The sequence below is a fragment of the Streptomyces sp. NPDC017448 genome, assembly GCF_044330565.1.
Classification (GTDB): domain Bacteria; phylum Actinomycetota; class Actinomycetes; order Streptomycetales; family Streptomycetaceae; genus Streptomyces.
Genome location: NZ_JBIRLM010000007.1, coordinates 203,059 through 214,876 on the forward strand (window position 1 = coordinate 203,059; position 11,818 = coordinate 214,876).

11 protein-coding genes and 1 pseudogene are annotated in these 11,818 nt (G+C 72.1%); all 12 read left to right on the plus strand.

What is annotated here, in order from left to right; all coding sequences use genetic code 11:
* The first annotated feature begins 351 nt into the window (after window positions 1-351).
* Window positions 352-1,050, plus strand: a complete 699-nt coding sequence (gene pgsA, locus ACH4K1_RS14785) for a phosphatidylinositol phosphate synthase (protein ID WP_398089554.1) — start codon at window positions 352-354, stop codon at window positions 1,048-1,050.
* Entirely contained in the window at window positions 1,047-1,964 is a 918-nt protein-coding gene (locus ACH4K1_RS14790; protein WP_398089556.1) for a phosphatidylinositol mannoside acyltransferase, read from the plus strand. Before pgsA ends, ACH4K1_RS14790 begins: the two co-directional genes overlap by 4 nt.
* Window positions 1,961-3,121, plus strand: a complete 1,161-nt coding sequence (locus ACH4K1_RS14795) for a glycosyltransferase family 4 protein (protein WP_398089557.1) — start codon at window positions 1,961-1,963, stop codon at window positions 3,119-3,121. The genes ACH4K1_RS14790 and ACH4K1_RS14795 overlap by 4 nt, the downstream gene beginning before the upstream one ends.
* Window positions 3,122-3,479: 358 nt before the next feature.
* A complete protein-coding gene (locus ACH4K1_RS14800; protein WP_228992550.1) occupies window positions 3,480-4,028 on the plus strand; it encodes a hypothetical protein in 549 nt (182 codons plus the stop codon).
* Between the two features lie 188 nt (window positions 4,029-4,216).
* Complete coding sequence (pdxS, locus tag ACH4K1_RS14805) at window positions 4,217-5,137, plus strand: pyridoxal 5'-phosphate synthase lyase subunit PdxS (protein WP_398089559.1); 921 nt, start codon at window positions 4,217-4,219, stop codon at window positions 5,135-5,137.
* Window positions 5,138-5,143: 6 nt separating this feature from the next.
* Window positions 5,144-5,776, plus strand: a complete 633-nt coding sequence (gene pdxT / locus ACH4K1_RS14810; RefSeq protein ID WP_398089561.1) for a pyridoxal 5'-phosphate synthase glutaminase subunit PdxT — start codon at window positions 5,144-5,146, stop codon at window positions 5,774-5,776.
* Window positions 5,777-5,837: 61 nt separating this feature from the next.
* Window positions 5,838-6,590 carry a YebC/PmpR family DNA-binding transcriptional regulator gene (locus ACH4K1_RS14815; protein WP_073769858.1) on the plus strand — a complete coding sequence of 251 codons (753 nt, stop codon included), beginning with the start codon at window positions 5,838-5,840 and terminating at the stop codon, window positions 6,588-6,590.
* Window positions 6,591-6,754: 164 nt separating this feature from the next.
* Window positions 6,755-7,375: pseudogene (gene ruvC / locus ACH4K1_RS14820) on the plus strand (crossover junction endodeoxyribonuclease RuvC); the annotation flags it as partial.
* A 134-nt stretch (window positions 7,376-7,509) separates the two neighbouring features.
* On the plus strand, window positions 7,510-8,133 hold the full coding sequence (gene ruvA, locus ACH4K1_RS14825) for a Holliday junction branch migration protein RuvA (protein WP_398089563.1): 624 nt from the start codon (window positions 7,510-7,512) through the stop codon (window positions 8,131-8,133).
* Window positions 8,134-8,163: 30 nt separating this feature from the next.
* Complete coding sequence (gene ruvB, locus ACH4K1_RS14830) at window positions 8,164-9,252, plus strand: Holliday junction branch migration DNA helicase RuvB (RefSeq protein WP_398089564.1); 1,089 nt, start codon at window positions 8,164-8,166, stop codon at window positions 9,250-9,252.
* A gap of 166 nt (window positions 9,253-9,418) precedes the next feature.
* Complete coding sequence (gene yajC / locus ACH4K1_RS14835) at window positions 9,419-9,889, plus strand: preprotein translocase subunit YajC (protein WP_398089566.1); 471 nt, start codon at window positions 9,419-9,421, stop codon at window positions 9,887-9,889.
* A gap of 150 nt (window positions 9,890-10,039) precedes the next feature.
* Window positions 10,040-11,818, plus strand: coding sequence for a protein translocase subunit SecD (gene secD, locus ACH4K1_RS14840; RefSeq protein ID WP_398089568.1), 1,779 nt, complete (start codon window positions 10,040-10,042; stop codon window positions 11,816-11,818).

The following is an 11,818-nucleotide window of genomic DNA, read 5'->3' on the forward strand; positions in this document are numbered from 1 at the left end:
CTCCTGCGGTGTGCCCAACTACCGTACGCGGCATACCTTCTGAGCTGCGCCCACAGCGTATCGTCCGGATCGCGCCACTGCCCGTCACCGGCGCGGCCCAGGGCGGTGTGTGCGCCAGTGCGCCGGTCACGCGCCGGAGGCCGGTACCGGGGAGGGCGACCGCGCGGAGCAGCGGCGGTCGCGGAGGCGGGGAGCGGCTCGCGCGGCGCGCACGGTGCCCCGCCGAACGGGCCGGGCCCCGGTGACACCCGGACCGCGGGTGCCCGTCCGGTGGGAGGCCCGGGCGGTGACTACGATGGGCCAGCCGGTGGTCGAAAGGGCCGCTCGGCGAACCGAACCCCCGGGAAGGCCATGCTGAACAAGTACGCGCGTGCATTCTTCACGCGTGTCCTCACGCCGTTCGCCGCTCTGCTGCTCCGCCTGGGAGTCAGCCCCGACGCGGTCACTCTCGTCGGTACGGCCGGAGTGATGGCGGGCGCGCTGGTCTTCTTCCCGATGGGGGAGTTCTTCTGGGGCACGATCGTCATCACGATCTTCGTCTTCTCCGACCTGGTCGACGGCAACATGGCGCGGCAGGCCGGCATCTCCAGCCGCTGGGGCGCGTTCCTCGACTCGACGCTGGACCGGGTCGCCGACGGGGCGATCTTCGCCGGCTTCGCCCTCTGGTACGCGGGCCGCGGCGACGACGACATCCTCTGCGCCGTCGCGATCTTCTGCCTGGCCAGCGGCCAAGTGGTCTCGTACACCAAGGCGCGCGGCGAGTCGATCGGCCTGCCGGTCGCCGTCAACGGCCTCGTGGAGCGCGCCGAACGCCTGGTCATCTCGCTGGTCGCCGCAGGTCTCGCCGGACTGCACGCCTTCGGCGTCCCGGGCGTCGAGGTGCTGCTCCCGATCGCGCTGTGGATCGTCGCCGTCGGCAGCCTCGTCACGCTGATCCAGCGGGTGGTGACCGTACGCCGCGAGTCGGCCGAGGCGGACGCGGCCGAGGCCGCAGCCGCGGGGCAGACGGGCGCGGACGCCCCCCGCGGGGGGAGCGAGGACGACCGGTGACCGCCTCCGACCTGAAGGGCCGGCTCACCGACGGGCTGTACGGACTGGGCTGGGGTGCGGTCAAGAAGCTGCCCGAGCCCGCCGCCGCCCGGCTCTTCCGCACCATCGCCGACCAGACGTGGAAGCGGCGCGGCAAGAGCGTGCTGCGCCTGGAGTCGAACCTCGCCCGGGTCGTCCCCGACGCGGGCCCGGAGCGGCTGGCGGAGCTGTCGCGGGCCGGGATGCGCTCCTACATGCGCTACTGGATGGAGTCGTTCCGGCTGCCGGCCTGGAGCCCGGAGCGCATCGAGGACAGCATCGACATCGCCGACGTCCACCACCTGGCCAAGGGGCTGGACGCCGGGAAGGGCGTGATCGTCGCCCTGCCGCACCTGGCCAACTGGGACCTCGCCGGAGCCTGGGTCACCACCCACCTGAAGGTCCCCTTCACCACCGTCGCCGAACGGCTGGAGCCCGCGACGCTCTACGACCGGTTCGTCGCCTACCGCGAGGGCCTGGGCATGGAGGTCCTGCCGCACAGCGGGGGGGCCGCCTTCGGAACCCTGGCCCGGCGGCTGCGCGCGGGCGGCCTGGTCTGCCTGGTGGCCGACCGGGACCTCTCCGCCTCCGGGGCCGAGGTGTCGTTCTTCGGCGCCACCGCCCGGATGCCCGCCGGCCCGGCGCTGCTCGCCCAGCAGACGGGCGCCGCGCTGCTGCCCGTGACCCTCTGGTACGACGGCACGCCGGTGATGCGCGGACGTGTCCATCCCGCGGTCGACGTGCCGCAGGAGGGCACCCGCGCCGAGAAGACCGCCGCCATGACCCAGGCCCTGGCCGACGCCTTCGCCGACGGCATCGCCCAGCACCCGGAGGACTGGCACATGCTCCAGCGGCTCTGGCTGGACGACCTGGACCCTCGGGGGGAACCCACGTGAAGATCGGCATCGTCTGCCCGTACTCCTGGGACGTACCGGGCGGCGTGCAGTTCCACATCCGGGACCTCGCCGAGCACCTGAACCGGCTCGGCCACGAGGTCTCCGTCCTCGCCCCCGCCGACGACGAGACCCCGCTGCCTCCCTACGTCGTCTCGGCGGGGCGGGCCGTCCCCGTCCCGTACAACGGCTCCGTCGCCCGGCTGAACTTCGGCTTCCTCTCGGCGGCCCGGGTGCGGCGCTGGCTGCACGACGGAACGTTCGACGTCATCCACATCCACGAGCCCACCTCCCCGTCGCTGGGCCTGCTGGCCTGCTGGGCGGCGCAGGGGCCGATCGTGGCCACCTTCCATACCTCCAATCCGCGCTCCCGGGCGATGATCGCCGCTTATCCGATCCTCCAGCCCGCGCTGGAGAAGATCAGCGCCCGGATCGCCGTCAGCGAGTACGCCCGGCGCACTCTGGTCGAGCACCTGGGCGGGGACGCGGTCGTCATCCCCAACGGCGTCGACGTGGGCTTCTTCGCCGACGCCGAGCCGAAGGCCGAGTGGCAGGGCCGGACCCTCGGCTTCATCGGCCGCATCGACGAGCCCCGCAAGGGGCTGCCCGTCCTGATGAAGGCGTTGCCCGCGATCCTCGCCGCACACCCGGAGGCCCGGCTGCTGGTCGCCGGGCGCGGCGACGAGGAGGAGGCGGTGGCCGCACTGCCGAAGGAGCTGCGAGGGCGCGTCGAGTTCCTCGGCATGGTCAGCGACGAGGACAAGGCCCGGCTGCTGCGCAGCGTCGACGTGTACGTGGCCCCCAACACCGGCGGCGAGAGCTTCGGCATCATCCTGGTCGAGGCGCTGTCGGCCGGCGCTCCGGTCCTCGCGAGCGACCTGGACGCCTTCGCGCAGGTGCTGGACCAGGGCGCGGCGGGCGACCTGTTCGCCAACGAGGACGCCGACGCGCTGGCCGCCGCCGCGATCCGGCTGCTGGGCGACCCCGAGCGGCGGGCCGGACTGCGCGAGCGCGGCGAGGCCCACGTACGCCGCTTCGACTGGGGGACGGTGGGGGCCGACATCCTCGCGGTGTACGAGACGGTCACCGACGGGGCCGCCTCGGTCGCGGCGGACGAACGCTCCGGGCTGCGGGCCCGGTTCGGACTCGCGCGGCCCTAAGGGCTGTCCCGCAACCCCCGGCGGGCGCACGACGACAGCTACGGCACCTCGCCGCGTTGTCGGAACATCCGAATACATCCAGTATGCGGACGTCCCTCCGCCTTGCGATGCACCGCATCCGACGCCGCACGCTGATCCACCGGGGATTGCGGGACAGCTTTTAGAGCCCTTCGCCGGGGTCCAGGGCCTTTCGTCTGGACCCGGCGGATCGGGTGGGCCCGGCGGATCGTGCCGGACGGCGCGGGCCCGGCGTGATCCCGCCGGGAGGCCCTTCACGGGCCGCTCCCCGCTCCGGAACCGGGCCGTCCCCTGCCGGGGGTGCGTGCCGGGCCCGAGCGCGACGGTAGCGTGTGGGCCCGTGACCGTAACCCTCATCGTCTGGATCGTCGTCGCCCTCATCGCGATCGGCGTGTACCTCAGCTGGACCGCCGGCCGGCTCGACCGCCTGCACTCCCGGATCGACGCGGCCCGCGCCGCCCTCGACGCCCAACTCCTGCGCCGCGCCTCGGTCACCCAGGAGCTGGCCACCTCCGGCGTCCTGGACCCGGCCGCCTCGATCCTCCTGTACGAGGCCGCGCACGCCGCCCGGCAGGCCGAGGAGGACCACCGGGAGGTGGCGGAGAGCGAACTGAGCGCCGCCCTGCGCGCGGTCTTCGGCGAACCGGTCCAGGTGGACGCGGTGAAGGAGGTCCCCGGCGGCGAGGAGGCGGCCACCGAACTGGCCGCCGCCGTACGCCGCGTGCCCATGGCCCGGCGCTTCCACAACGACGCCGTACGCGCCGCCCGCGCCCTGCGCCGGCACCGTACCGTCCGGCTTTTCCGGCTGGCCGGGCACGCGCCGTTCCCGCTCGCCGTCGAGATGGACGACGCCCCGCCGGTGGCCCTCGCGGACCGACCCGGCACCTGAGCGGAGGGCCGGAAGCCCGGGCCGCGCGGCCCGGAGCCCGGGTCGCCGGGACCGGGCGCCGGCCCCGCCGGGACCGGCCCTCCCCCTCAAAACGATCCACGGCCTCTCCATTGGCCCTTGCTGTGGCCTGGTCCCGGAGCGTTTGCTCGGCGGTGCAGAGTTCAGCGTCTTTCACCGAGTGAGGTCCCGTGTCCACGCTTCCCAGCACCCCGCAGTCCGCCGGTTCCCCCGCCACCGGCACCGCCCGCGTCAAGCGCGGCATGGCCGAGCAGCTCAAGGGCGGCGTGATCATGGACGTCGTCGACGCCGAGCAGGCGAAGATCGCCGAGGACGCGGGCGCCGTGGCCGTCATGGCCCTGGAGCGGGTTCCCGCCGACATCCGCAAGGACGGCGGCGTGGCCCGGATGTCCGACCCCAACATGATCGAGGAGATCATCGGGGCCGTCTCCATCCCCGTCATGGCCAAGTCCCGCATCGGCCACTTCGTTGAGGCCCAGGTGCTCCAGTCCCTCGGCGTCGACTACATCGACGAGTCCGAGGTCCTCACCCCGGCCGACGAGGTCAACCACAGCGACAAGTTCGCCTTCACCACCCCCTTCGTCTGCGGCGCCACCAACCTGGGCGAGGCCCTGCGCCGGATCGCCGAGGGCGCGGCCATGATCCGCTCGAAGGGCGAGGCCGGCACCGGCAACGTCGTCGAGGCCGTCCGCCACCTGCGCCAGATCAAGAACGAGATCGCCCGGCTGCGCGGCTTCGACAACAACGAGCTGTACGCCGCCGCCAAGGACCTCCGCGCCCCCTACGAGCTGGTCAAGGAGGTCGCGGAGCTGGGCAAGCTGCCCGTCGTGCTGTTCTCCGCCGGGGGCGTCGCCACTCCGGCCGACGCCGCGCTGATGCGCCAGCTCGGCGCCGAGGGCGTCTTCGTCGGCTCCGGCATCTTCAAGTCCGGCGACCCGGCCAAGCGCGCCGCCGCGATCGTGAAGGCCACCACCTTCTACGACGACCCGAAGGTCATCGCGGACGCCTCCCGCAACCTGGGCGAGGCCATGGTCGGCATCGACTGCGACACCCTGCCCGAGTCCGAGCGCTACGCCAACCGCGGCTGGTAACCACCGATGAGCCACACCCCCCTGATCGGCGTCCTCGCACTCCAGGGCGACGTACGGGAGCACCTGATCGCCCTGGCCTCGGCGGACGCCCTGGCCAGGCCGGTCCGGCGTCCCGAGGAGCTGGCCGAGGTGGACGGTCTGGTGATCCCGGGCGGCGAGTCCACCACCATCTCCAAGCTGGCCGTGCTCTTCGGCATGCTGGAGCCGCTGCGCGAGCGCGTGCGGGCCGGGATGCCGGTCTACGGCACCTGTGCGGGCATGATCCTGCTGGCCGAGAAGATCCTCGACCCCTCCCCGAGCTCTCAACCCCGTTCGAGCAGGGGATACCCCATTTCGGGCCAGGAGACCGTCGGCGGCATCGACATGATCGTGCGCCGCAACGCCTTCGGCCGGCAGAACGAGTCGTTCGAGGCCGCGGTCGAGGTCGCGGGCGTGGAAGGCGGCCCGGTGGAGGGCGTGTTCATCCGCGCGCCCTGGGTCGAGTCCGTGGGGGCCGGAACCGAGGTCGTCGCGGAACACGACGGGCACATCGTGGCCGTCCGGCAGAAAAACGCCCTCGCCACCTCGTTCCACCCCGAACTGACCGGCGACCACCGCATGCACGCCCTGTTCGTGGACATGGTGCGCGCGGTGAAGTGAGCGGACCCCGGTAGGATCTCCCGGGTTCGACTCGATTTTGGTGACGCGAAGGAGAAGGCAGATGTCCGGCCACTCTAAATGGGCTACGACGAAGCACAAGAAGGCCGTGATCGATGCCAAGCGCGGCAAGCTCTTCGCGAAGCTGATCAAGAACATCGAGGTCGCGGCCCGCTCCGGCGGCGTCGACCCCGACGGCAACCCCACGCTCGTCGACGCCATCCAGAAGGCGAAGAAGAGCTCCGTCCCGAACAAGAACATCGACTCCGCGGTCAAGCGCGGCGGCGGTCTCGAAGCGGGCGGAACCGACTACGAGACGATCATGTACGAGGGGTACGGCCCCAACGGTGTCGCGGTGCTCATCGAGTGCCTCACCGACAACCGCAACCGCGCCGCCTCCGACGTACGCGTCGCCATGACCCGCAACGGCGGCTCCATGGCCGACCCGGGCTCGGTCTCGTACCTGTTCAACCGCAAGGGCGTCGTGATCGTGCCCAAGGGCGAGCTGACCGAGGACGACGTCCTCGGCGCGGTCCTCGACGCGGGCGCCGAGGAGGTCAACGACCTCGGCGAGACCTTCGAGGTGGTCAGCGAGGCCACCGACATGGTCGCGGTGCGCACCGCCCTCCAGGAGGCGGGGATCGACTACGACTCCGCCGAGGCCAGCTTCCTGCCCACCATGCAGGTCGAGCTGGACGAAGAGGGCGCCCGCAAGATCTTCAAGCTCATCGACGCGCTGGAGGACAGCGACGACGTGCAGAACGTCTTCGCCAACTTCGACGTGTCCGACGAGGTCATGGAGAAGGTCGACGCCTGACGGCACGGCCGGCAGGTCTTCACGCGACGGGCCGACGGGGCGCTCCCCGTCGGCCCGTCGTCCTGTGGGTGCGAGGGTTTGTCAGTCCGAGCCGATAGCCTGCGGGAACAGATGATCGAGCGGGCGCGTCGCGCGCCGGCCACGACCGAGGACAGGGGGCCCCTATGCGGGTTCTGGGCATCGACCCGGGGCTGACCCGGTGCGGCGTCGGCGTGGTCGAGGGGGTCGCCGGACGGCCGCTGACCATGGTCGGCGTCGGCGTCGTGCGCACCCCCGCCGACGCCGAGCTGGGCGACCGGCTCGTCGCCGTCGAGCGCGGCATCGAACAGTGGCTCGACGAACACTCCCCGGGCTTCGTCGCCGTCGAGCGCGTCTTCGCCCAGCACAACGTCCGCACCGTGATGGGCACCGCCCAGGCCAGCGCGGTCGCCATGCTCTGCGCCGCCCGTCGCGGCATCCCCGTCGCCCTGCACACCCCCAGCGAGGTCAAGGCCGCCGTCACCGGCTCCGGCCGGGCCGACAAGGCCCAGGTGGGTGCGATGGTGACCCGGCTGCTGCGGTTGGACGCGCCGCCCAAGCCGGCCGACGCCGCCGACGCGCTGGCCCTCGCGATCTGCCACATCTGGCGGGCTCCCGCCCAGAACCGGCTCCAGCAGGCCGTCGCCGCCCACCGCGCGCCCGGCGCGCCCCGGGCGGCCGGCCCCCTCGGCGCGTCGCGGACCCCGGGAGCCGCCCGCACACCGCGCAGGTCCGGCACACCGGGCGCCCCCGCCGCCCCAGGGACCTCCGGCGCACCCGCCGCCCCAGGAAACTCCGGCGCACCCGCCGCCCCAGGAAACTCCGGCGCACCCGCCGCCCCAGGAAACTCCGGTACGCCCAGCACCTCCGGCACGCCTCGCACGCTGAAAGGCCGCACCGCATGATCGCCTTCGTCTCCGGCCCGGTGGCCGCCCTCGCTCCGACCACGGCCGTCATCGAGGTCGGCGGCATCGGCATGGCCGTCCAGTGCACCCCGCACACCCTCGCCGGCCTGCGCGTCGGCAAGGAGGCGCGGCTCGCCACCTCGCTGGTCGTCCGCGAGGACTCCCTCACCCTGTACGGCTTCGCGGACGACGACGAGCGGCAGGTCTTCGAACTCCTCCAGACCGCCAGCGGCGTCGGCCCCCGCCTCGCCCAGGCGATGCTCGCCACCCACAGCCCCGACGCCCTGCGCCTCGCCGTCTCCACCGGCGACGAGAAGGCGCTGACCGCCGTCTCCGGCATCGGCAAGAAGGGCGCCCAGAAGCTGCTCCTGGAGCTCAAGGACCGCCTCGGCGAACCGGTCGGAGCCCACATCGGCCAGCAGGGCGCCGGCGCCCCCGCCTCCGGCTGGCGCGACCAGCTCCAGGCCGCGCTGATCGGCCTCGGCTACGCGAGCCGCGAGGCCGACGAGGCCGTCAACGCCGTCGCCCCGCAGGCCGAGGCCGCCGTCGCCGAAGGCGCCGCGCCCCCCGTGCCGCAGCTCCTGCGGGCCGCCCTGCAGACTCTCAACCGCGCACGCTGACCGGCACCGAACCACCGAAGAGGCCCCGAAATGAACTGGGACGAGACCGGACCCGAGACCGACGAGGCGACCGGCCCGGTCTTCGACGACCGGCTGGTCGACGCCGGTCATCTCGACGGTGAGGACACCGCGGTCGAGGCGGCCCTGCGCCCCAAGGACCTGGAGGAGTTCGTCGGCCAGGAGAAGGTCCGCGAACAGCTCGACCTGGTCCTCAAGGCCGCCAGGGCCCGGGGCGCCACCGCCGACCACGTGCTGCTCTCCGGCGCCCCCGGCCTCGGCAAGACCACCCTCTCGATGATCATCGCCGCCGAGATGAACGCCCCGATCCGCATCACCTCGGGCCCCGCCATCCAGCACGCCGGCGACCTCGCCGCGATCCTCTCCTCCCTCCAGGAGGGCGAGGTCCTCTTCCTCGACGAGATCCACCGCATGTCCCGGCCCGCCGAGGAGATGTTGTACATGGCGATGGAGGACTTCCGGGTCGACGTCATCGTCGGCAAGGGCCCCGGCGCCACCGCGATCCCGCTGGAGCTGCCGCCGTTCACCCTGGTCGGGGCCACCACCCGGGCCGGGCTGCTGCCGCCCCCGCTGCGCGACCGCTTCGGCTTCACCGGCCACATGGAGTTCTACGCCCCCGCCGAGCTGGAGCGCGTCATCCACCGCTCCGCCCGCCTCCTCGACGTCGGCATCGACGTGGAGGGCGCGGCCGAGATCGCCGGGCGCTCCCGGGGCACCCCCCGTATCGCCAACCGGCTGCTGCGCCGCGTCCGGGACTACGCCCAGGTCAAGGCGGAGGGGGCGATCGACCGGGAGATCGCGGCGGCCGCCCTCAAGGTGTACGAGGTTGACGCCCGCGGACTCGATCGGCTGGACCGCGCCGTCCTCGGCGCCCTGCTGAAACTGTTCGGCGGCGGCCCCGTCGGCCTGTCCACCCTGGCGGTCGCCGTGGGGGAGGAGCGGGAGACCGTCGAGGAGGTCGCCGAGCCCTTCCTCGTACGGGAAGGGCTGCTGGCCAGGACACCGCGCGGCCGGGTCGCCACCCCCGCGGCCTGGGCACACCTGGGGCTGGTCCCGCCGGCCCATGGAGCAAAGGGACAACAGGGTTTGTTCGGGGCGTGAGCCGTCACGGGTTCGCCCGCAGGGGAACCCGGGTGCCATGCTGGGCGTTGTTCCAACGATGCGGACTCGCTTAGACTCCGCCGACGCCGCCCTTACCGGTCGGTGTACCCACCCCCGTATATACAGGCCGCATTCCAGCGCGGTCGTGCGAAGGAATTCCCGTCCCGTGGATATCTTGACTTTCCTCCCCTTCATCGTGCTCATCGGGGCCATGTTCCTGATGACCCGCTCCGCCAAGAAGAAGCAGGCGGCGGCCGCGCAGATGCGCAATGACATGCAGCCCGGCACCGGCGTCCGGACGATCGGGGGCATGTACGCGACCGTGAAGGAAGTCCACGACGACACCGTCCTCCTCGAGGTCGCCCCGGGCGTGCACGCCGTCTACGCGAAGAACTCCATCGGCGCCGTCCTGGACGACGCGGAGTACAACCGCATCGTGCACGGCGACGACCCGGAGCTGGACACGGACGACGCCGTCGTTCCCGACGACGCGTCCTCGCTGACGGGTGACGCGGAGGTCGCCAAGATCGACCTGGGCAAGGACGACGCCTCCGAGGACGCCCCGGCCAAGGACGTCAAGGACGTGAAGGACGCCAAGGACGAGGGCAAGACCGACGGCGAAGCCGACACCAAGTAGTTCTCACGATCCCGGGGACGTCGCGCGCCCCACGGCGCGCGGCGTCCCCGGGACCGTGCGGTCGTCTGCGGGGGCAGGGTCCCCACTACATTTCGTGGCCGTTCCGACGCGTACCCGGCGCGGGGCGGTTGGACAGGGAGAAACGAGAAGGTGGCAGCACCCAAGAAGGGCCGAGGGCCGTCCGGCGGTCATGGCCGACCGGGGCGTGCCCTGGCTCTGATCCTCATCGCCATGGTTGCGCTCGTCGGCGGGATGTTCCTGTCCGGGCACACCACGCCCCGGCTGGGCATCGACCTCGCCGGCGGTACGTCGATCACGCTGGAGGCGCAGAACCAGCCCGGCAAGCCGAACGCGATCAACCCGACCAATATGGACACAGCGGTCGGGATCATCGAGCGGCGAGTCAACGGGCTGGGCGTCTCCGAGGCTGAGGTTCAGACCCAGGGCTCGAAGAACATCATCGTCAACATCCCCAAGGGGACCAACTCCAAGCAGGCCCAGGAGCAGGTCGGCACCACCGCCCAGCTCTACTTCCGGCCTGTTCTGACGGTGCAGGCGAGCGGCCCCGAGGCGCCCACGCCCTCCGGTTCCGCCACCCCCTCGGGCAGCGCCACCCCCAAGACCGGCGAGTCCGCCCAGGGCGGGGAGAAGGACAAGCCCGAGGGCGAGGAGGCCACCGGCACGGAGGCCACCCCCTCGGCGAGCGCCACCACCCAGGGCCGCGCGGTCACCGGCGCCCTGACCAAGGACGACCCGACGCCCGGCGCCTCCGACAAGCCCAAGGCGTCCGAGACCCCCGCGGCGACGCCGCCGGCGGACCCGGCGACGGCCAAGCTCCAGGAGGAGTTCGCCAAGCTCGACTGCACGGACCCCAAGCAGCGGTCCGAGGCGGGCAAGAACGCCAAGGCCACCGACTCCATCGTCGCCTGCGGTTCCAACGTTCCGGGCAGCTACGAGAAGTACATCCTCGGCCCCGCCGAGGTCTCCGGCAGCGACGTCGACGACGCCAAGGGCGCCATCGACCAGCAGACCGGTGAGTGGATCGTGTCGATGGAGTTCACCTCCGGCGGCGCCAAGAAGTTCCAGACGATCACCGGCCGGCTCTCGCAGCAGCAGCCGCCGATGAACCAGTTCGCGATCGTCCTCGACGGAGAGGTCGTCTCCGCTCCCTCGGTCCGCACCGCGCTCAGCAAGAACGCCCAGATCTCCGGCAGCTTCACGCAGCAGTCGGCCGAGGACCTCGGCAACATCCTGTCGTACGGCGCCCTGCCCCTGACCTTCAAGGAGGTCAGCGTCACCACGGTGACCGCGGCGCTCGGCAGCGAGCAGCTCAAGGGCGGGCTGATCGCCGGCGCCATCGGCCTGGCACTCGTCGTCGTCTACCTGGTCGTCTACTACCGGGGCCTCGCGTTCATCGCGCTCCTGAGCCTCCTGGTCTCCGGCGTCCTGACGTACACGATCATGGCTCTGCTGGGCCCGGCCATCGGCTTCGCGCTGAACCTCCCCGCGGTCTGCGGTGCCATCGTCGCCATCGGCATCACAGCCGACTCGTTCATCGTCTACTTCGAACGCGTCAGAGACGAGATCCGCGAGGGACGCACGCTCCGTCCGGCCATCGAGCGCGCCTGGCCGCGCGCCCGCCGCACCATCCTGGTCTCCGACTTCGTCTCGTTCCTGGCCGCCGCGGTGCTCTTCATCGTCACCGTCGGCAAGGTGCAGGGCTTCGCCTTCACCCTCGGCCTCACCACCCTGCTCGACGTCGTCGTGGTCTTCTTCTTCACGAAGCCCCTCATGACGCTCATGGGACGGACGAAGTTCTTCTCCCGGGGCGGCCCGTGGTCCGGACTGGACCCGAAGCGGCTCGGCGCCCAGCCGCCGCTGCGCCGCTCGCGCCGTGTCAACGCCCCCACCGAACCGAAGGAGGCGTGA